Source organism: Corallococcus sp. AB049A (assembly GCF_003668885.1).
GTDB classification, from domain to species: domain Bacteria; phylum Myxococcota; class Myxococcia; order Myxococcales; family Myxococcaceae; genus Corallococcus; species Corallococcus interemptor.
Window position 1 is genome coordinate 1 of sequence record NZ_RAWL01000009.1, and the last position, 20640, is coordinate 20640.

General features: G+C 71.5%; 18 protein-coding genes. 13 read left to right on the top strand and 5 right to left on the bottom strand.

What is annotated here, in order from left to right; translation table 11 throughout:
- Nucleotides 1-81: 81 nt before the first annotated feature.
- A complete protein-coding gene (locus D7X55_RS01905) occupies nt 82-1689 on the bottom strand; it encodes a patatin-like phospholipase family protein (RefSeq protein WP_233609479.1) in 1608 nt (535 codons plus the stop codon).
- 207 nt (nt 1690-1896) lie between these two features.
- Between D7X55_RS01905 and D7X55_RS01915 the strand changes: the two genes are divergently transcribed.
- The 3 genes from D7X55_RS01915 to D7X55_RS01925 are packed head-to-tail and all read left to right on the top strand — an operon-like array spanning nt 1897 to nt 3737.
- Nucleotides 1897-3072 carry a DNRLRE domain-containing protein gene (locus tag D7X55_RS01915; RefSeq protein ID WP_158626298.1) on the top strand — a complete coding sequence of 392 codons (1176 nt, stop codon included), beginning with the start codon at nt 1897-1899 and terminating at the stop codon, nt 3070-3072.
- Nucleotides 3073-3126: 54 nt separating this feature from the next.
- Nucleotides 3127-3480: a hypothetical protein gene (locus D7X55_RS01920; protein WP_120548645.1), complete on the top strand. Its 354-nt coding sequence runs from the start codon at nt 3127-3129 to the stop codon at nt 3478-3480.
- Nucleotides 3477-3737 carry a hypothetical protein gene (locus D7X55_RS01925; RefSeq protein WP_121722045.1) on the top strand — a complete coding sequence of 87 codons (261 nt, stop codon included), beginning with the start codon at nt 3477-3479 and terminating at the stop codon, nt 3735-3737. Before D7X55_RS01920 ends, D7X55_RS01925 begins: the two co-directional genes overlap by 4 nt.
- 16 nt (nt 3738-3753) lie before the next feature.
- Here the strand turns inward: D7X55_RS01925 and D7X55_RS01930 are convergent, their stop codons facing one another.
- The 3 genes from D7X55_RS01930 to dgcN all read right to left on the bottom strand — a co-directional run bounded on the left by D7X55_RS01930 (nt 3754) and on the right by dgcN (nt 7285).
- Nucleotides 3754-5394 carry a DUF2339 domain-containing protein gene (locus D7X55_RS01930; protein ID WP_121722046.1) on the bottom strand — a complete coding sequence of 547 codons (1641 nt, stop codon included), beginning with the start codon at nt 5392-5394 and terminating at the stop codon, nt 3754-3756.
- A gap of 91 nt (nt 5395-5485) precedes the next feature.
- A complete protein-coding gene (locus tag D7X55_RS01935) occupies nt 5486-6214 on the bottom strand; it encodes a YebC/PmpR family DNA-binding transcriptional regulator (RefSeq protein WP_120548648.1) in 729 nt (242 codons plus the stop codon).
- A gap of 57 nt (nt 6215-6271) precedes the next feature.
- Nucleotides 6272-7285, bottom strand: a complete 1014-nt coding sequence (gene dgcN / locus D7X55_RS01940) for an N-acetyltransferase DgcN (protein WP_120548649.1) — start codon at nt 7283-7285, stop codon at nt 6272-6274.
- Nucleotides 7286-7400: 115 nt separating this feature from the next.
- Here dgcN and D7X55_RS01945 point away from each other — a divergent pair, with 115 nt between their 5' ends.
- The 5 genes from D7X55_RS01945 to D7X55_RS01965 all read left to right on the top strand — a co-directional run bounded on the left by D7X55_RS01945 (nt 7401) and on the right by D7X55_RS01965 (nt 13639).
- The gene (locus tag D7X55_RS01945; RefSeq protein ID WP_120548650.1) at nt 7401-8021 is read left to right on the top strand and encodes a hypothetical protein; all 621 of its coding nucleotides are present in this window, start codon (nt 7401-7403) and stop codon (nt 8019-8021) included.
- 170 nt (nt 8022-8191) lie between these two features.
- Nucleotides 8192-8737 (top strand): RNA polymerase sigma factor, encoded by a 546-nt coding sequence (locus tag D7X55_RS01950; RefSeq protein ID WP_233609480.1) that lies wholly within the window; start codon nt 8192-8194, stop codon nt 8735-8737.
- Nucleotides 8734-11805: a CHAT domain-containing protein gene (locus D7X55_RS01955; protein WP_121722047.1), complete on the top strand. Its 3072-nt coding sequence runs from the start codon at nt 8734-8736 to the stop codon at nt 11803-11805. Before D7X55_RS01950 ends, D7X55_RS01955 begins: the two co-directional genes overlap by 4 nt.
- 54 nt (nt 11806-11859) lie before the next feature.
- The gene (locus tag D7X55_RS01960; protein WP_147442746.1) at nt 11860-12378 is read left to right on the top strand and encodes a hypothetical protein; all 519 of its coding nucleotides are present in this window, start codon (nt 11860-11862) and stop codon (nt 12376-12378) included.
- A gap of 316 nt (nt 12379-12694) precedes the next feature.
- Nucleotides 12695-13639 (top strand): hypothetical protein, encoded by a 945-nt coding sequence (locus tag D7X55_RS01965; RefSeq protein WP_121722048.1) that lies wholly within the window; start codon nt 12695-12697, stop codon nt 13637-13639.
- Nucleotides 13640-13659: 20 nt separating this feature from the next.
- On the opposite strand, the gene D7X55_RS01970 is transcribed toward D7X55_RS01965, so the two are convergent.
- Entirely contained in the window at nt 13660-14190 is a 531-nt protein-coding gene (locus D7X55_RS01970; RefSeq protein ID WP_120548655.1) for an FHA domain-containing protein, read from the bottom strand.
- Nucleotides 14191-14375: 185 nt separating this feature from the next.
- Here D7X55_RS01970 and greA point away from each other — a divergent pair, with 185 nt between their 5' ends.
- The 5 genes from greA (at nt 14376) to thrC (ending at nt 20640) form a co-directional block, all read left to right on the top strand.
- Nucleotides 14376-14882, top strand: a complete 507-nt coding sequence (gene greA, locus D7X55_RS01975) for a transcription elongation factor GreA (protein WP_120548656.1) — start codon at nt 14376-14378, stop codon at nt 14880-14882.
- A gap of 117 nt (nt 14883-14999) precedes the next feature.
- On the top strand, nt 15000-17921 hold the full coding sequence (recG, locus tag D7X55_RS01980) for an ATP-dependent DNA helicase RecG (RefSeq protein WP_121722049.1): 2922 nt from the start codon (nt 15000-15002) through the stop codon (nt 17919-17921).
- Between the two features lie 98 nt (nt 17922-18019).
- On the top strand, nt 18020-18655 hold the full coding sequence (locus D7X55_RS01985) for a protein-L-isoaspartate(D-aspartate) O-methyltransferase (RefSeq protein WP_120548658.1): 636 nt from the start codon (nt 18020-18022) through the stop codon (nt 18653-18655).
- A 171-nt stretch (nt 18656-18826) separates the two neighbouring features.
- On the top strand, nt 18827-19312 hold the full coding sequence (locus D7X55_RS01990) for a hypothetical protein (RefSeq protein ID WP_306437697.1): 486 nt from the start codon (nt 18827-18829) through the stop codon (nt 19310-19312).
- Complete coding sequence (gene thrC / locus D7X55_RS01995; protein WP_120548660.1) at nt 19309-20640, top strand: threonine synthase; 1332 nt, start codon at nt 19309-19311, stop codon at nt 20638-20640. The genes D7X55_RS01990 and thrC overlap by 4 nt, the downstream gene beginning before the upstream one ends.

Below are 20640 nucleotides of genomic sequence, written 5' to 3' on the forward strand. Positions count from 1 at the left end.
GTCATGGGGGCTCCGGGCGGGGGCTGCCCGAATCCTACTCATGGCATCCACCAATGCACGCAGAACCCGAGGCATTCGTTCCTAGGCCGCCTGGGACTGGTCGCTCATGGGAGGGAAGCCGGGCTGGTTGAACACCGTCCACTCCTTGCGCAGGCGCTCGTACAGTTCATGGAGCGGCTGGCCCGGCGCCTCGTACTGCCCCGCATGGTGTTCGATGAGGTGGCGCAGCAGCACGTAGCAGATGGTGGCCTGGCCCGCGGCCTCCACGATGACGAACTGGGTCTTGCTCGTGAACCAGAGCGTGGTGGGCATCTGACACGCCTGGGCGCCAAGGGCCGTCAGGTGCGCGCCGGGCTTGAGCCACGGGTGCTTCGCGAAGAGGTTGGGCCGGTCCACCGTGAGCGCGGCGATGAGGTTGGAGATGCGCCGGTCCTTGAACCGCGAATCCCCATACACCTTGCCGAACACGAGTCCTCGCACCCGCTTCATGAACACCTGGGACGTCAGCGCCAGCATCGACGTCGCGCGCAGCACCAGCATCTGCGCGAACTCCAGCACCGTGAGCTTCTTGAACGAAGGCCAGACGTCCAGGTCCATCTGCCGCTTGAGCAGGCCCATGACGTCCTCCAGGCGGGCGCGGACCCAGACCAGCGCCGTCGCCACCGCCGCGGCCAGCACGCCGGGAATCAGATAGAGGAAGTAGTCCCGGGGCTCCCAGGCGCCCTCGACGGCGGTCTCGAACCCTCGCCACGCGAGGATGGCGGCGGTTAGCAGGGTGAGGAAGAAGAGGCCGTAGGCCATCCAGGACACGCCGTTCAGCGTCACCCAGCCGCGCTTCGTCGGGTTCTCCGGGACGTTGTACATCTCCGGGGCCTGGACGCTGACGTCGCAGATGACCAGCGTGGGCGGCGGATCCGTCCGGTTGAACGCCAGCAACAGGCTGTCGATGCCCTGGTTGTCATAGATGCCGCCGTCCATCAGCGGCAGCCCGTTCTGGAAGCCCGGGCCCAGGGCCGCCAGCGCGGTGTCGAGCGGATAGCCCTGGGGCCAGTGGAACTGCTGCGGGAACACCAGCGGTTCGAAGCCGCCCGGGAAGCACGACGACGCGGCGGCGATGTCCGCCAGCCGGGCGTGGCTGGCCACCGGGCGCGGCATCCGGTTGCCATTGTTGCCCAGGACGGTGCCCGGGTTCGTGCTGCGCCGGAAGCGGAAGTCCAGGCCGGTGTGGAACTCGGTGGTGTTGAAGATGGCCTCCTGGAACTGGACCTGCTTCGCGTCCAGGACCTCTCCGAAGCGCCGGTCGCCCAGGAAGTCGGGCCGGGCGTAGACGTCCGCGGCGGACCGGATGAGGCTGGCCCACGCGTGGCTGCCGTGGTCGCGGTTGGTGGTCAGCCCCGTCAGCGCCTCGGCAATCACATTCGTCCGCAAGAGATACGCGGAGAACGACTCGTGGAAGTCCTTGAACGGCTTGCCATCCACCTGGCTCACCACCCAGGCCAGGCCGGTGAGCGTGCCGCCTGAGACCGTGGACAGCCCCACGACATCGGACAGAAGTCCAACGGTGTCCAGGAACCGCAGCGTCCCCAGGTGGAACGCCGCGGCGCGGTAACCTCCACCGGACAGGCACAGCGCGAGCGGTCCGAGCGGACCGTGTTTGTCTGAGACAGGGGGCGTGGCGTCTTGGCTCATGGGGAGATTCGAGGCGCGGCGGGGAGGATGGCGGGAGCATAGGCCAGCGGCACGTCCGGCGCCTTCCCCTGTCTGGGAGGACGGCTGCCCTGGGACACACCCGGAGTTCCCCAGGAAAACGCGCGACTGTCGCCCGCTGATACGTCCGAGACGTTGTTTCATGGGCATACGGGATGCACTTCGCGCGGGTACATCCTGGGGGTGCGTATGTCGCTGAAGGCGGTGGGAAGCGCGGCGGGGCTGGGGCTCCTGCTGGTGGCGGGAACGGGTTGTGGGCCGGAGGAGGAAGAGGCGGACGAGCTGGAGCTCGCGGACGAGGAGGTGGCGCCAATGTCCCAGGAGCAGGAGGTCCATCCGGCGACGCCGGGCGGGACGGCCTACACGAGGGCGAGCGCTGATGCTCGGACGGACGCGAGCTCGGCGGATACGAACTACGGCGACACCACGCGGCTTCGCGCGGACGCCTCGCCCGCGGCCGAGTCCTTCCTGCTCTTCGACACCTGGGTACTGGGCGCCCCGGTGAACAACGCGAAGCTGCGCGTGTATGCGACCACCGGCTCCAAGGGCACGCTGGCCGCGTGGCCCGTGTCCAACGACTGGACCGAATCCACCATCACCTGGGCCAACCGTCCCCTGTATTCCGGCGGCCCGGTGCTCCATACGCCCCTCCCCATCGAGGACGAGTCCTGGGTGGAGCTGGACGCCACGGAGGTGGTGCAGGGGGACGGCTTGTACAGCTTCGGCATTGGAATGGGGTCTTCGGACGGCGCGAGCTTCGTGTCGCGCAACAGCACCCTGGAGTCGCTGTGGCCCACCCTCTACATCAACCTGGAACCCTCGAACTGCACCCCCGGCACGCTCGTGGAGAGCCACGAGGTCAACCTCCCGGACCGGGCGTTCTACGTGTCCGAGTCCTCGCCCGACTCGCGCCTGTCCCGCCAGACCTCGATGTGGGTGGACGCGGACGTGGGGCGTGAAACCTTCCTCAGCTTCATCATCGACCCGCGTGGACGCGACATCAAACGCGCGGTGCTGGGCCTGCGCTCACGCGATGACGGCACCAAACACGGACCCAAACTGTACAACGTGGTGCCGGGGACCTGGACTCCCCAGAGCCGCACCTGGAACACGCGGCCCCAACTGGAACCGACTCCCGTCGCGGAGCTTGGCGAAGTGCCTCCCTCCACCCGCATGTTGATGGACGTGACGGACCTGGTGCGAGGTCGCAGCGGAACGCTGGGCACGAATGGCACGGGGTTCAGGCTGGAGCTGGGATTGCGCAGCGACTCGTCGGACGGCGTCGAGTTCTACTCGCCCTACCACGGCCAGGACGTCTACCGGCCCAAACTGACGCTGTACTTCGACCGGCCGTGTCCTCCGTAATTGTTCCCGGGGCCGATGGTGCGTCGCATGGGAGTTGGGCCAGGCTCTCCTCCCATGCCAAATCCCTCCTCGTATCGTCGCGACATCGTCTCCACGGCGCTCTTCTGCGCGGGGCTCGCGCTGGGCTGGCCCCTGTTCGCGGGCGCGAAGCTCCAGGGGAATGTGTGTGATCCGCTCGCCGATGAATTCGAGAGCGTCCGGATGCAGCTCGTGTCAGCCACCGCGGATGGCGTCTCCATCATCCCCGCGCAGGGGCCGGGGCCCATTGGCTCCGCCTACTACGTGACGGCGGTGCGGCCGGAGGCGGGCGCGACCGGCGACTTCGCGAAGGCCACGCTCTTCGAGGCCGCGCCGACGGAAGGCACGGGCGAGTTCTACCGGAACATCAGCCTCCAGAGGCAGCCATGAGGAAGCTCGGCATCGTGCTCGCGGGCATGCTGACGAGTGCCCTGGCCTCCTCGCTGCTGACGGCCTGCTGCCCGGATCGCCCCCCGCGCGTGGTCTTCAAGCTGCCCTCTGGCAATTACGGGCTGAGCTCGCCCACGGGGGACACGAACTACCGCCTCTTCCTCTCCGAGGACGGCGTCACCGTGGTGGAACTCTTCGAGCGTGGAGGCAAGTCGTACCGGCAGGAGTACCGGGTCATCGACCGGCAGCAGAACTGACGCCCGCTGTCTGACTTCACCCGCGCCGGTCGCGCAGGCGCGTGTATGTGTATGAGACGAGCAGCAGCATGACGCCCAGCAGGATGAAGGTCAGCACGCGCTGATCCGGCGGCAGCTTCGCCACGTCCACCAGCACCAGCCGCCCCAGGGCGAGCCCCAGCACCGCGAGCGCGGCCAGCCGGTACCAGCGCTCGCGCACCGCGAAGCCCACGCCGAAGAGGAGGAAGGCGGCGATGACCCAACCCAGCGTGACGAGTCCCTCGGGCATCCGCGCGCCCACCAGCGCCACCAGCGACAGCCCCGTGCCCACCGCGCAGATGGCGGTGAAGGGCGTCCGGGCCTCCGGCTCCGGCAGGCCCGCGACGCGCACCGTCCCGCCGCGCTCCACCAGCACGAAGGCCACCACCAGTCCGGTGAGCAGCGTCACGCGTCCGGGCGCCTCCCATTCGCACGCGCCCAGGGCCACGTAGAGGATGAGCACGCCCACGCCTCGCAGCACCGGCGACTCCACCCCGCGCGCGGCCAGGCCCGCGACGAGCCCCGTCACCGTCCACGCCGCCACCAGCGCGACGTCGTCGTAGCGGGCAGGCATGGCCAGCGCGAGCGTCACCGCCGTCAGCGCCAGGTACGTATGGGTCAGCGCCACGGGCGCGCGCTGGAGCCGCGCCACCACCGCTCCCGCGCCGTGCGCCAGCGCGACGACGAGGAGGAACCCGAAGAGGCCCGAGTCCTGCTCCTGGGAGACCTCGTACGCGCCCAGCGACGTCAGGCCCACCCAGTTGAGCAGGGTGAACGCGAGGCTCGCGCGCACGGGCAGATCGCGCGGGCGCACCAGCAGCGCCACGGAGAACAGCAGGAAGTAGAGCGACAGGAAGCCCATGCTCAACACGAGCCGGTCGTGCTCGGGCGCCCCCGGCGCCATGTGACCCGTGCGCACCGCCCAGACGACGTGCGTGCTGTAGACCGCCACCAGGCTGGACAGGGGCACGATGACCCAGCGGTTGCGCACCAGGAAGAACAGCGCGCCCGCCGCCAGCAGCGTGGTGGACAGCAGCGTGAACGCGGTGATGTCGCTGAGCATCCCCGTGTGCAGTCCCAGGAACAGCGCGATGCCCGCGACGGTCTCCGACTGCATCCGGTGCGCGATGGTGACGATGGCCACCACGAACCCCGCCAGCAGCACCAGCGCCAGCACCTCGCTGTCGATGACCCGCACCGCCGGGATGAAGTGCAGCGCGTAGGTGACGAAGTACGCCAGCGCCAGGCCACCGCCGAAGACGATGCGGCCGAAGAGCTGGTGCTTCCGCGCCAGCCACAACCCGAACGCGCCCAGCCCCGCGCTGAGCAGGTAGCCCGCGCCCACGCGAGCCAGCACTCCCAGCTCTCCGAAGTGGTACGTGATGAGGTACGCGATGCCGATGATGAGCGCCACGATGCCCAGGCGGCTCAACCAGTAGGTACCGACGTGCGCCTCCAGGTCCCGTCGCGGCTCGGGCACGGTCACCGGGGCCGCGATGGCGGCGGCTCCCGGCAAGGCCACGGGGCGCGGCGCCTCCCGGGCCTCCAGGGTCGCGAGCCTCGACTCCAGGGCCGCGACCGTCGCCTCCAACCGCTTCACCGTGTCCCGCAGGTCCTGCCCGTCACCCTCGTCCGACATGGACTCCCCTCGTACCTCAGCGCGCTTCCATCACGGCACCGGCTGGGCGCCGGCCTCCGGAGGGTGCGCACGGGGGCCGGACGGCGTGGCTTCAGGCGAGGTTGTGGAAGACGTGCTGCACGTCGTCGTCCTGCTCCAGCATGTCCACCAGCTTGAGCACCTCCGTGGCCTGCTCCTCGGGCAGCTCCTTCAGCGTGCCGGGCAGGGGGATGTACTCGGACTGGGTGGACACGGGCGCGATGCCCTTGGCTTCAATCGCCGACATGAGCTTGCCGAAGTCGGCGAACTTGCAGCGCAGGAGCAGCTGCTTCTCGCCCTTCTCGCCGGTCGTCTCGCCCATCTCCTCCAGGCCGTGGTCGATGAGCTCCAGCTCCAGCTCCTCCTGGTTCACGCCCTCGGCGTCCAGGCGGATGGCGCCCATGTGCTCGAAGAGGCGGGACACGCTGCCCGCCGTGCCCATGCTCCCGCCCAGCTTGGTGAAGGGGAAGCGGACGTTGGCCACCGTGCGCGTGACGTTGTCCGTGGCGGCCTCCACCAGGATGCCCACGCCGTGCGGGGCGTAACCCTCGTAGAGGAGGATCTGGTAGTCGGCCTGGTCCTGACCACTGGCGCGCTTGATGGCGGCGTCCACGTTGGTCTTGGGCATGTTCGCCGCGCGGGCGTTCTGCACGGCCCGGCGCAGCGCGGGGTTCGATTCGATGTTCGGCCCGCCCGCCTTCACCGCGATCACGATGTCCTTCGTGATGCGCGTGAAGACCTTCGCCATCTTGTTCCAGCGGGCGAACATCGTCGCCTTGCGTGTCTCGAAAATGCGTCCCATGGTTTCCTCAATATACCGTGACCCGCTCCGGTGGAGAGGGTTTCAACGAAGGGTGTGTCACCCGCGCGGGTAGCGGCTCGCCAGCGCGTCGGCCAGGGGGCCCGCGCCCGTGCGCAGGGGGTCCACGCAGGGCAGGCCATGGGCCCGGCCGGTGGCCTCCAGCAGCTTCAGCGCTTCGTCCTCGCCCAGGTGTTCGGTGTTGATGGCGATGCCCGTGCACTGGATGGCCGGGTTCGTCAGCCGTCCCTCCAGCACCGTGCGGTCGATGACGTCCTGGATGGAGGGCAGCGGGTGCTGGACGCCGCGCATGCGCGTGCGCGTGGGCTCGTGACAGACGATGAAGGCGTCCGGCTGCGCGCCGTGCAGCAGGCCCAGCGTGACGCCCGCGAAGGAGGGGTGGAACAGCGAGCCCTGGCCCTCCACGACGTCCCAGTGGTCCGCGTCGTTCGCGGGCGTCAGCCACTCCGCCGCGCCGGAGACGAAGTCGGACACGACGGCATCCAGCGCCACGCCGCGCCCGGAGATGAGGATGCCCGTCTGACCGGTGGCCCGGAAGTCCGCCTTCCACCCGCGCTGGCGCAGCTCCTTCTCCAGCGCCAGCGCCGTGTACTTCTTGCCCACCGCGCAGTCGGTGCCCACGGTGAGCACGCGCAGGCCGGGCCGCTTCGTGCCCTGGCCCGTGGCGAAGTCCCTGTCCGGGAAGCGCACGTCGTGCAGCCTGCGCCCGTGCTTCGCCGCCGCGGCGGCCACGGCGGGGAACGAGGCCAGCCGCCTGTGCAGCCCGGTGGCCACGTCCAGCCCCGCCTCCAGCGCCCGCACCAGCGTGTCCACCCACGCGTCCGCCAGCACACCGCCCGGATTCACCACGCCCACCACCAGCGTGCGCGCGCCCGCCGCCTTCGCCCGGGCGAGGTCCATGTCCGGCAGCCCACAGTCCGCCACGCAGCCCGGGAGGCGCAGCTGACCCACGCACCAGTCGGGCCGCCAGTCCACGATGCCGTGGGCCGTCTTGGCCGCGAGCTGATCCTTCACGTCCCCGAGGAAGAGCAGGTAGGGCTTGTCGATGTCCACGCGCGGTGCCTTAGCACGGCGGAAAAACGGCGTGGAAATGGCGCGGGGGAATAAGCGAGGCACCGGACGTAACAGGGAGGAGCCCGCGGGTGGGCTCAACCTTCCGGAGTCACCCATGCGCTTCATCCCTGCCGCCGCGTTCCTGTTCGCCGCCTCGCTCGCCACCGCCTGTGGAGGCCCCCTCGAGGAGGAGACCCCTGGCGCCGAGGTCGTGGACGAGTCCGTCGTCAGCCAGGAGCAGGGCATCGACGAGTCCTGCGTGGGCTCGGACGTGGTGCTGGCGCAGCCGGACGGCGCGGTCGTCACCGCCGTGTTCCCCCACTGCTCGTACGCGGACGCGTCGGCGGCCTCCAACGACGGCACGTATGATCAGCCGTCCTGCCCGCACCGCTTCGTGACGGAGGTCACCGGCCTGGGCGGCGCCTACGTCCAGCCGTTCGTGGAGGTCATCCCCGCCACGAGCAACGTCACCGAGAGCGCCTGCAAGGGCATCGCGATCTCCGGCGCGGCGTTCGGCTTCAAGAGCGGCTTCTGGTACGCCATGGGCTCCGTGAGCACGACCGGCACCTGGTACCCGGCGAGCCCCTTCTGGCCGGCCCACTGCTCGCTGCGCGTCAACATCGGCACGGGCGGGTCGAGCTACAGCAAGGTGCGGGTGACGGGGCTCGGGGCGGCGCTGGGCGTCTTCAAGGGCCGGGTCCGCACGGGCGTGCGGCTGGGCAACGGCCCCTGCTAGCCCTCCGGGCCACCGTGCCGGGCCTCCCACCCGCCAGGTGGGAAGCGCAGGGGAGGGTGTCGACGGACTTCGCGGGCGGGGCGGCTCCTGCTAGGAACGGCCTCGTGGTCTTCCGCCCGCGATCGCCCCGCGCCGTCCCGCCCGGGGAGTCCTCCGCATCCGAGCCGGAGGTGCCCTCGGCCTCCCGTGAGGATGCCGCGGAGTTCCAGGCGCTCATCGCGCGGTGTGCTCCAGCGCTGGAGGAGCGGGCCCGCATCCTGTGCCGGGGCCGCAACCCGTCGGACGCGAAGGACCTGTTGCAGGAGACCTACGAGCGGGCCTTCCGCGCGTTTCATACGTATGACCGGTCCGCGCCCCCCATGGCGTGGCTGGCGTCCATCCTCGTTCGACGCTTCCTCGACTGGTGCCGGCACGACCGGCGCCACCCCCAGGAGGAATTCACCGACGCGATGGGGGACACCCTGGCGGAGGCCGAAGCCGCCCCGGAGACATGGGCGCGCTACACGTTGGAAGACGTGTGGCAGGCGGTGGAACAGCTTCCCCCGGAGCTGCGCGAGGTGGTCCGCATGAAGGACATGGAGCGACAGAGCTACGCGGAGATCGGCCGGCGGCTCGGCATCCCGTCCATGACGGTGGGCACCCGGCTGTTTCGTGCGCGCAAGAAGCTCAAGGAGCTGCTCCTGGCCCGGGAAGGCACCGCGGGGGGCCCGGCGTGAGCGTGTCGTGTGAACAGCTCGCCGCCTTCGTGGACGGAGAGCTTCCGTTGGAGGAGGCCGAGGCCTTCCAGGCCCACCTCGCCACCTGCGCCGAGTGCCAGGCCGGCCTGGAGGACCAGGTCCAGGCGAGCCTCCTGGTGGAGGCCGCCGCCGAAGCACGCTCGGCGTCCGGAGCACAGGCGCCCGTGAGCACGGAGGCCGGGCCCGTGGTGCCTTCCGGCGCTGATGGCGGCCCTGCCACGCAGGGGCCAGCGCTGCGCGCGGTGCCGGGTGGGGGAAGCACGTCCAGCGCGGGCACGACGCCTGCGCATGCTCGCACCCGCGCAAGGTGGGATCGCCGCCGCGTGGCGGGCTTCGCGGCCGCGGCCGCCGCGGTGGTGCTCGCGGTGCTGGCGGTGGGACGTCCGTGGCGCACCTCCGAACCCGAGCGCACGCTGCCCTTCGCGGTCGCCGAGGCTCGCCCGATGGAGGGCCGCCTGAGCCACCCGGGCCTCGCGGCCTACCGTGCCCCGGGCACCCTTCGCGGCGGCGCGGACGGAAAGCCGGAGCTGGACCTCCAGGCCCTGTCACAGCTGGAGGCGAACGGGGACCTGCACGGCGTCGCGACCGCCTGGCTCGCGGCCGGGGACTTCGAGCGCGCGGAGCGCATCCTGGGGCGCCTGCCCGCGACGCCCGCCGTCATGGGAGACCTGGCGCTGGCGGCCCTGGGCCGGGCCCAGCCGGAGCGCGCGCTGACGGTGCTGGAGGTGGGCCTGGAGTCCGCTCCGGACGACGTGAGGCTGCACTGGAACCGGGGCCTCGCGCTCCAGGCGCTCTCGCTGGAGCTGGCCGCCGCGGCGGAGTTCTCCCGCGTGGCCCAGGCGAAGGAGCCCGGCTGGAGCACCGAGGCCGCCGAGCGCGCCGACGGCCTGCGCAAGGGCGCGCTGGCGCGGCGGGACTCGTGGCAGGCCATGAACGCGGCCGGCATGGCGCTGGCGCTGGACGGCACGCCGTACCCGGCGTCGATGGCGCGCCGCAACCCGGACCTCGCGCGGCTGTACCTCTACCACGCGCTCAGGGCGGCCCCGTCCGTGGAGCGCGTGAAGGCCCTGGCCCCGCTGGCCGAGCTGCTGGACGACGCCACCCGCACGAACACGGCGAGCGCCTACGTGGCGCGCGTCGCCTCGGCGGACTTCAGCAAGCGCGGCCCGCTGGCCAACACCTACCGCGAGATCCTCTCCGGCACGCGTTCGCTGGAGGGCCCGGAGGCGGATGCGTTCCTCGCGCGGCTGCGGCGCTCCGGTGAGCGCGACCTGCTCATGGGCGGCATCCTGCTGCTCCACCAGGAGGACCGCTTCGTCGACGAGCTGACGACGCTGGTCCGTCAGTCCGGAGAGCCCGCCTGGTACGACGCTCCGCTCGCCCGCGGCCGGGCCCAGGCGGCGCAGGACCGGGGGGACATGCAGACGGCGGAGACGTCCCTGAAGAACGGCCTGGCGTCGTGCCGGAGCGCGGGCTTCCAGTACCGCTGCGTGGACCTCCAGCGGAGCCTGGCGGCCCTCTACAACCGGATGGATCGCCGCCAGGAGGCCGGGTCGCTGGCCCGCTCCGCGCTGGAGGAGGCATTCCGCACGGACAGCTGGTTCCAGGAGGAGCTGCTCCTGGCCGACCTGGTGACGAGCGCCCGGCTGAGCCACGCCCCCGCGCTGGCCCGCGCCTACCTGGACGAGTACGTCCAGCACGCGCCCCAGGACTGCGCGCGCCGCTCGGAGTACCACCACGCTCGCGCGCTGCTCTTCGTGGAGGACCTGGACGCCAAGGGCGCCCGTCGCGAGGTGCAGGACGCGCTCACCTGTCCCACCGCGCCCACGCTGCTGGAGGTCGCCGTCGCGGGAGACCTGCTGCGGCTGGAGGGCAGTGCGGTGCCGGGCCGCGAGCTGGACCGCGTGCGCGAGCGCATCCGCGTGCTGCGCGAGGACCCGTCGCTCACCATCGGCGAGCGGCTGCTCGTGGACCACATCGAGGGGCGCATCCTCATCGAGCGCGACCGCGCGGCGGGCCAGAAGGTCCTGCGCGGGGTCATCACCGGCTCCGCGCTCCACCGCTCCACCGACATCGAGGCGCGCAAGGCCTGGGCCCACAGCCACCACGTGCTGGTGATGGACGCGGGCCGCGCGAAGGAGTGGGGCCCCGCCGTGGACCTGCTCGCGGAAGAGGTGGACCGCACCGCGCCCACGTCGTGCCTGCTGGCGCTGGCGGGCCAGGACGAACGGATGCTCTTCGTGGCCCGGGGCCCCACGGGCTCCAGCAGCGGGCTGTACCTCAACGCCCTCAAGCGGCCCCTGCGCGAACAGGTGCCCGCGGTGCCGGACGCCATCCTCCAGGTGCTCGCCGGCTGTGAGGCGGTGAAGGTGCTCGCGGAGCCCATCCTCCAGGGGCGCCCGGGGCTCCTCCCCGGGGACCGCGCGTGGAGCTACCTGGCCCCCGGTGGCCACCGCGTGGAGGCCCCCGCCGTGGCGCCCGCGCCGAAGCGGCTGGTGGTGTCGGACGTGGAGCCGCCCGCCACGCTGGGGCTGCCGCGCCTGATGCCGTGGAAGGGCGTGACTGGAGCCGGGGACGTCCACCTGCGGGGCCGCGCGGCGACGCCCGAGGCGGTGCTCGCGGAGATGGAGGACGCCACGGAGGTGGAGCTGCACACGCATGGCCTGGCCGGCACCATGTCCGACGCGGCCTTCCTGGCGCTGTCCCCGGACGCGTCCGGACGCTACGCGCTCACCGCGGAGGACCTGGAGCGGCACACGCTCCGGGGCTCCCCGGTGGTGATGCTGGCCGCCTGTGACGCGAACGTGGGCGCGTGGCGCTACCACGCGGTGTCCAGCCTGCCGTCCGCCCTCATCCAGGCGGGGGCCCGGGCCGTGGTGGCGCCCTCCACGGAGGTGCCGGACGTGGAGGCCGGCGCCTTCTTCCAGGCGCTCCAGGAATCGCTGCGGCGCGGCACGCCGCCCGCCCAGGCGCTCCGGGACACCCGCGCCCGGTGGCTGGAGCAGGGCAGCGCCCGCTGGGTCCAGGACCTGGTCGCGTTCGAATAGGTAGAGTCCCGGCGAATAAACGCGCCGCCGCGCGTATGGGAGCCGGGAGGAATCATGATCACGCGTTGGAAGTCCGCAGTGGGAAGGATGGCCGTGGGCATCGCCACGCTGTCGGCGGCACAGGCCGGAGCCCAGCAGGCGAAGACCCAGAACACCCCGGTGAAGCTCGCCCCGGCGAAGCCCATCGCGAGCCCCGCGGCGGCGAAGGCCACCGGCTCCGTGGACGTGGCCGTGGACGAGGGCGCCAAGGGCACCCGCATGTACCGGTATGACCGGGGCAGCGGAAAGCTCACGCTGGTGAAGCAGCTCACCCAGAAGGACGCGGCCAGCACCACCGCCAACTTCAAGGCGCTGTCGGCCGTGGAGGCCGGTGGCGGCACGTCCCTGGTGGACCCGGACCGGGGCGGCGCCGTCGCCCCCGAAGGCCCGCGCCCCAAGGGCGGCGGTCCCCCGGGCGGACATGATCCGGGCCTCGGCCTCACCCAGACGGACCTGGCCAACATCAACCGCGAGCTGACGGCCATGAAGCTGAACAAGGCCCAGGTGAAGATTTCGCCCCAGGCCCAGCGGTAATCGAAAGCCTCATGAAGTGAAGCAACGGACGGCCGTGGCGCCGGAGTGGGGAGACGTCGCCTCACCCTTCGGGGCCACGGCCTTCATGTTCCTGGATGAACGCAGGCCCACGCGTTCAACCCCAGACGGCGCGAGTGTCGGCTCTGACTGCGCTCCCGCGTTTCCCTCAGCTCTCATGCCTTGCCCCACGTACAACGTGCTCACACTTTTCGTGCGTGAGGGGGCGCGGCTCACCTGTTTGTCTTTGACGCCCTTCTCGTCCGAACGACCGTGAGCCCGGCTGGAGCGCTCGCGGCAGCAGCGAGGGTGCACACACATGGTGAACGTGGAATGCGGGCGTCGTCGTGGCGCGGGAACGTTGGGGGCCTGGGCGTTGATGCTGGCGGTGCTGGGAGCGGGCTGTGACCCTGGCTCGGGGGCGCCCGCGCCAGGGGAGGACCTGGCCACGCAAAGGCACGCGGCCCTCAGCTACAACGCCCTGTCCTTCAACGGGCTGTCGTTCAATGGCTTGTCTTTCAACGGCCTGTCCTTCAATGGGCTGTCTTTCAACGGCCTGTCCACGGCGAGCTTCGCGCAGTGGTTCAGCGCGGATCCCGCGCTCGCGGAGCAGGTCATGCGCTACGTCGTGCGCTGCGCGGTTCCGCAAGGACAGACGCGCTCGTACACGGATGCCCAGACGAACACGGTGCATACCTGGCCGGGGCTGCTGGGCCTGGCGCCGGGCTGGGCCAACGGAGCGCCCCCGACGCTGGCCGAGCAGCAGATGGTCTCCGCGTGCCTCGCCGCGCACGCCAATCCCTTCAGCGTGAGCGTGCCCATCTCCGTGCTGGGCCGGAACGGGCAGGGGGCGCCCATCCCCACGACGGCGGAGGAGCTGGCCACGTTCACGCGGCCGGAGTCTTGCTTCTTCGGCAACGTCTTCCAGGGGCAGGGGCTCTACGCGGGCAGCCAGAACCCGCCCCTGACCGCGGCCCAGAGCACCACGCGCGCGTGCGCGGTGGTGGATGGCAGCGGCCACCCCCGGATGACGTGCGCGCCGCTCGCCTACGTGGGCAGCTGCTCGGCCGTGTGCACGCGGGAGGGGACCTCCCTCGCCTTCACGAGCTGCACGGTGGGTGGGGTGACCTTCCAGCCGCTCACCACGCGCGTGCGCGACGCGGACCTGGCGGCGTGCGGTGACGGCATCTGCCAGGTGACGGAGTCCTGCGGTGCGTCCAACACGTACGACGCGTGCGCGGCGGACTGCGGCGCGTGCCCGTGAGGTGAGGGTGGGGCGGCCCTTCAGCCGGAGTGGGAGCCCAGGCCGGAGGCCGCGCCCGCGCGCAGCCGTTCATGCAGCGCGGCGGTGAGCAGGTACCAGAACTGGACGTTGCCGAAGCTGAGGATGTCGCCGCCCCTCAGCGGCACCTCGCGCTGCCCGATGGTGCTCGCGTTGACGAACGTGCCGTTGGTGGAGCCCAGGTCGCGCACGGTGCAGCGGCCCTCCGCGCGGCTCCACTTGAGCTCCGCGTGCTGCTTGGACACGGACGCGTCGTCCAGCACCAGCTCGCAGTCCAGCCTCCGGCCAATGCGCAGCACCTCCGAGTCCCGGAGCGTGGGCAGGGTGGCGACGAGCAGGTCGTCGAACTCGAAGAGCAGGGCGAGCATGCCCTGCTCCACGTCGCCGGGACTGGCCATGCGGGTGGGCGCGAGCGCCGCGGCGGACAGCTCCGACGGCGGACGCTGCACCAGCGCGAAGGGGCCCAGCTGATGTTGGAAGGTGCCCACGGGGAGGGCGGAGGCGAGCGCGCGCAATTCCTGGACGGACAGCACGTGCAGCAGCCTAACGGGTCGGCCGTCGGGCGCCCAGCCACTACCGGACGATGGTTGTAAGGCTTTCGTTGACCGGCCAGTCACTCGTTCCCTACATTGACCCTTTCGAGTCGCGGGCCGGGTTCCAGGAGGGAACGCCGGACCTCCGATGCAAGCAGCCAGGTGACGGAAGGAGCGGTGGTTCGATGAGCGGGAGCGACAACATCCCGATGACCCCCCACGGTCTGCAGAAGCTCAAGGACGAGCTGAAGCACCTCCAGTCCGTGGAGCGGGGCAAGATCTCGCGTGAAATCGAGGTCGCGCGTGCGCACGGCGACCTGCGTGAGAACGCGGAGTACCACGCGGCCAAGGAGAAGCAGTCGCACATCGAGGGGCGCATCCTGACCCTCGGCGACTGGATTGCCCGCGCGGAGGTCATCGACCCGGCGAAGCTGGGCGGGGACAAGGTCGTCTTCGGCGCCACCGTGGAGCTGGTGGACACGGAGAACGACAAGACCATCAGCTACCGGCTCGTGGGTGAGACGGAGGCCGACCTGAAGAAGCGCTGGATCGCCGTCACCTCGCCGGTGGCGCGCGCGCTCATCGGCAAGAAGGTGGGCGACATCGCCACGGTGCAGAGCCCTGGCGGCGTGCGCGAGCTGGAGGTCGTGTCCATCAGCTTCGAGGATCCGAAGGAAGAGCCGGCCAGCTAGCGTTGAAGCCCGGCTGGCCGGGTGTCTTTCGGGGGGGCGGGCCTGGGCTCGCTCCCCCGGTTTCGTTTTCCCTGCGGCGTCAGGGGCGCTTCGTAGGATGGAGGCTGGAAATCCCGCGTGAACCACCCGCTCGCCAGCCTCGTTGGACCTCTCAAGTACGCGTGTCAGCGTGACTTCGCCCAGCTCGGGATCGTGCGTGATTTGCGCACGTTGATGGAGCGCACCCTGGCGGCCGCCAACGGCGTGGACGCGCGGGCGCTGGAGGACTTGAGGGCGGCGCTGCCGCACGTGGATCCGCCCGCGCCGCCGGAGCACCGCAAGGCCGCGCTGCGCCAGGTGCTGGGCGCGCTGAAGCTCAGCGGCGTGGCGCTGCCGGAGGAGCTGGAGCGCGTCGTCGTCACCGGGGAGATCAACGCCGCGGCGGCGGGGTTTCCCCGGGCACCGGAGCGCGCGCACGTGCTCGAAGGGGAGCTCATCCCCGCGCCGCCGCGCCGCCGGGTGACGCCGCCACCAGGGACGCTGGAGGCACGGGGCAACACCGTGCCTCCATGGCGTTCGCAGGACCCCGTGCCGCCGGTGAAGGGTGGTGCTCCGGCCGCCCGTCCCCCGGATGGCAACACAGGCCCGGCGAAGGGCGAACCCGTGCCCTACGGCGCGCGCATGGCCGCGGCCCGGAATGCCTCGATGGGCGAGCCGATGCCCTCCGGCACACGGGGAGCGGCATCACGCACGGGCCCCGCGCAGGTGGAGGCCCAGCCCTACGGCGCGCGCATGGCTGCGTCCAAGAACGCCGCCACCGTGCCTCCAGGCACCAGGCCCAGCAAGGGCGCGCCGCCGGCGGACCGCGCTCCCACGGAGAAGGCCCGGAAGAAGAAGGCCAAGGCCGTGGGCGCGGAGGCGTCCCGCTCCGAGGCGAAGCTCCTGTCCATCGCGCCGCGCACCGGGCCGCTGTCCGCGCCGCTCAAGTCCCTGGGCAAGCGCCTGGGGCCGCGCCTCGTCGCCGTGCTCGACAAGAAGGGCCTGCGCCGCACGGGCGACATCCTGTTCCTGTTGCCACGCTGTTACGAGGACCGCCGCAAGCTGCGCACCATCGCGGAGCTCATCCCCGGCGAGCGCGGCGTGACGGTGGGCACCGTCAAGACGGCGGACTTCGTGCCGGGGCGCGGCGGCAAGCGCATGTTCCGCGCCGTCGTGGGGGACCGCTCCGGCAGCATCGCGGCCACCTATTTCAACGCCGGGCCGTGGCTCAAGAGCCGCTTCTCCGTGGGCAAGCAGCTGGTGCTCTCCGGTGAGGTGCGCGCGTCCATGAACGGCCGCGAGATGGCGCACCCGGAGCTGGAGCCCGCCGAGGACCTGGAGAACTCGACCTCCGTCCACTTCCACCGCATCGTCCCCGTCTACCCGGGCTTCGAGCGCGGCGAGCAGCGCTCCTTCCGCGAGCTGGCCTCGCGCATCAGCGAACAGCACGCGCACCACCTGGAAGAACCGCTGCCCGCGGACCTGCGCCGCCGCTATCACCTGATGGGCCTGCCGGACGCGCTGCGCTTCATCCACTTCCCGCCCGACGACGCGGACCTGGAGGCGCTGGACGCGCACCAGAGCCCCGCGCACCGCAGGCTCGCGTTCGACGAGCTGTTCTTCCTCCAGCTGGGCATGGCCCTCAAGCGCCAGGGCATCAAGGCGGAGGAGGGCATCTCCTTCGCCGTCACGCCGGAGCGGCTGGAGAAGGCCCGCGCCGCGCTGCCCTTCCAGCTGACCGGCGCGCAGGCGCGCGTGGTGGGCGACATTGCCCGGGACATGGCGCGCGCGGAGCCCATGAACCGGCTGGTGCAGGGCGACGTGGGCAGCGGCAAGACGGCCGTGGCGCTCGTGGCGGGCCTGGTGGCGCTCCAGGACGGCTACCAGGTGGCGGTGATGGCCCCCACCGAAATCCTGGCCGAACAGCACGAGCGCACCTTCCGCCGCATCCTGGAGCCGCTGGGCTACCGCGTGGGGCTCATCAGCGCGGCGGGCACCGCGAAGCACAAGCGCGAGGTGCGCGAGGCGGTGGGCAAGGGCGAAATCCACCTCGCGGTGGGCACGCACGCGCTGCTGGAGGGCGGCGTGTCCTTCCAGAAGCTGGGGCTCGTGGTCATCGACGAGCAGCACCGCTTCGGCGTGCTCCAGCGCCACACGCTCATGAGCAAGGGGCTCACGCCGGACGTGCTGGTGATGACCGCCACGCCCATCCCGCGCACGCTCGCGATGACGCTCTACGGCGACCTGGACGTGTCCATCATCGACCAGCTGCCGCCGGGCCGCACGCCCATCACCACGCGCGTCTTCAACAACGAGCAGCGCGCGCGCGTCTACGAAGCGGTGGGCGCGGAGCTGGCCAAGGGCCACCAGGCCTACGTCGTCTATCCGCTGGTGGAGGAGTCGGAGAAGCTGGACCTGGAGGACGCCACCCAGGGCGCGACGAAGCTGCAGGCGGTGTTCCCCAACGCCACCGTGGGCCTGCTGCACGGGCGCATGAAGCCGGAGGAGAAGGACGCCGTGATGGACGCCTTCCGCGACAAGCGCATCCAGCTGCTCGTCTGCACCACGGTGGTGGAGGTGGGCGTGGACGTGCCCAACGCGTCCGTCATGGTGGTGGAGTCCGCGGAGCGCTTCGGCCTGTCGCAATTGCACCAGCTGCGCGGGCGCGTGGGCCGTGGCGCCGCGGCCAGCTACTGCTACCTCGTCGCGGGCGCCGCGCGCTCCTGGGAGTCCACCGAGCGGCTGGGCGTCATGGAGCGCAGCAGCGACGGCTTCGTCATCGCGGAGAAGGACCTGGAGATCCGCGGCCCCGGCGAGTTCCTGGGCACGCGCCAGAGCGGCCTGCCGGAGCTGGCCGTGGCGAACCTCGTGCGCGACGGGGACCTGCTGTCGCTCGCGCAGGCGGAGGCGCGGCGCATCATGGACACCGACCCGAAGCTCCAGGATCCGGATCACCAGGGGCTCGTGAAGGCGCTGGAGGAGCGCTGGGAGGGCCGGCTCGCGCTGGCCCGTGTCGGGTAGGCGGGTAGGAGCGAGCAGGCAGGCACCCGCCCTCCGGTATGGCTCGCACTGTCGGGGTGCTTACGTTCTTGCCCGGGGGACCACGGGGGACGTCAGCCATGGGAGACTGGGGCCGATCAGAGTACCTGGCACGGCAGGGCATCCGGGACCGGCGGGTGCTCGCGGCGATCGCCAACCTGAGCCGCGCGGACTTCGTGCCGGCGGGTGCGCGGGACGCGGCCCATCAGGACGTCCCGCTGCCCATCGGCCACGGCCAGACCATCAGCCAGCCCTATGTCGTCGCCCTGATGACCGAGGCCCTGCGCCTGCGCGGCTGTGAGCGCGTGCTTGAGGTGGGCACCGGCTCCGGATACCAGACGGCGGTGCTGGCGCTGCTGGCCCGCGAGGTCTTCACGGTGGAGATCGTCCGCGAGCTGGCCCGGCCCGCCCGGCGGCTGCTCCATCGGCTGGGCTTCAACAACGTGTTCTACAAGGAGGGTGACGGCTCCCTGGGCTGGCCGGACGCCGCGCCCTTCGACGCCATCATCGCCACCGCCGCGCCGGAGGACATTCCCCGGGAGCTCTTGCGTCAGCTGAGGCCCGGGGGCCGGATGGTCATCCCCGTGGGCGGTGTGCACGAGACGCAGGAGTTGCTGCGCATCCGCCGGAGGCAGCCGGGGATGCTGCCCCAGGTGGAGCGGCTGCTGCCGGTGCGCTTCGTCCCCATGACGGGCCTGGGAGCGGCGCCAGGCTGAAGAGGTGCGGCAGGACGCGCGCCTGGACGCCCACTCGCGGCGCCCCGGGTCGCGTTGCCGACGGGAGAGGGGACCGGTAACGTCCCGCCCATGATCATCTGCCCGGTCTGCGACCACGTGCAGTCGGAAGGCGAAGAATGCGAAGGCTGCGGCAAGCGTTTCCCCGGCCTCATGAACACCCCCGCGCCTGCCGTGGCCCCGCTGCCGGAGCTGGAGCTGACGCACCACGCGGGGGGCCGCGTGCCGGTGGACGCGCCCGCGCTGCCGGAGCTGGACCTGACGCGGCTGCGCTCGGGGCCGGACCTGCCGGCCCAGTCCGTGCCTGACCTGGAGCTGACCCGCTCGGGGATCACGGGCGAGGTGCCCGTCGCGCTGATGACGGACCTGGACACGGGCCGCGCGCAGGACGACGGCGTGCGCACCGCCGCACCCGTGGGCGCGGTGACGTGCCGCTACTGCCGCCACGTCCAGGCGGAGGGCCTGCTGTGTGATGGCTGCGGCATGCGGTTGCCTCGCGTCCGCGTGGCGGCGCCCACGACGGCGAAGCGCCGGGGCGCGGAAGAGGGCGAGCGCGTGCCCTGTCCCTCCTGCCACGTGCCGGCCTGGCCGGGCCGCGCGTGCGTGGCGTGCGGAACGAAGGTGGAGGTGGAGGCATGACGTCCGCGGCGCTGACGGCGGGCTATGCGTGCAGCGAGGGCTGCGGCTTCACCGCCTCGCTGTGGGACGTCGTCTACCGCTGCCCGCGCTGTGAAGGCCTGCTGGAGGTGGTGCACGACGAGGCCGCCCTGCGCGCCATCCCCGCGGTGGAGTGGAAGCGCCGCTTCGAGTCCCGCTTCGCGACGTCCCGGCTGCCGGACGGCTCCGGCGTCTGGGGCAAGCGCGAGTGGGCGCTGCCGGAGCTGCCCACGGAGGACATCGTCTCGCTGGGCGAGGGGCGCGTGCCGCTCAAGCCGCTGCCGCGCATGGCGGCGGAGCTGGGGCTGGGCTCGCTGATGTTGAAGGAGTGCGGCGTCTCTCCGACGGGCAGCTTCAAGGACTGGGGGATGACGGTCCTGGTGTCCGCGGTGAAGCACCTGCGCTCGCGCGGCACGCCCATCCGCGCGGTGGCGTGCGCGTCCACGGGGGACACGTCCGCGGCGCTGTCCGCGTACGCCGCGGCGGCGGGCATCCCGGCGGTGGTGTTCCTGCCGAAGAACAAGGTGTCGCTCGCGCAGCTCGTGCAGCCCATCGCCAACGGGGCGCGCGTGCTGTCGCTGGACACGGACTTCGACGGCTGCATGAAGCTGGTGCAGGCGGTGACGGCGGACACGGGTCTGTACCTGGCGAACTCGATGAACTCGCTGCGCATCGAGGGCCAGAAGATGATCGCCATCGAGCTGTGCCAGGACCTGGGCTGGGAGCCGCCGGATTGGATCGTCATCCCGGGCGGCAACCTGGGCAACGCGAGCGCCCTGGGCCGTGGATTGGATCTGCTCTTCAACCTGGGGCTCATCCACCGGCGGCCGCGCATCGCGGTGGCGCAGGCGCAGCGGGCGAACCCCCTGGCGCGCTCCTTCCGGGGCGGCTTCCAGGAGCTGGTGCCCATGCAGGCGGGGGCGACGCTCGCGTCCGCCATCCAGATTGGAAACCCGGTGTCCTTCCGCCGCGCGGTGCGGATGCTGCGCGCGTTCGACGGCGTGGTGGAGGAGGCGTCGGAGTCGGAGCTGGCGAACGCGGCGGCCCGCGCGGACCGCGAGGGCACCTTCGCCTGTCCGCAGACGGGCGTCGCGCTGGCGGCGGTGGAGAAGCTGGCCGCGTCGGGCGTGATGGCGAAGGGCTCCAGCGTCGCGGTGGTGGCCACCGCGCACGGGCTGAAGTTCGCGGACTTCAAGGTCGGCTACCACCGGCGGACGTTGAAGGACGTGACGGCCGCGCACGCGAACCCGCCGCTGGAGTTGCCAGCGGACCTGTCCGCCGTGCGCGAGGCCCTGAAGGACCTGGGCTGA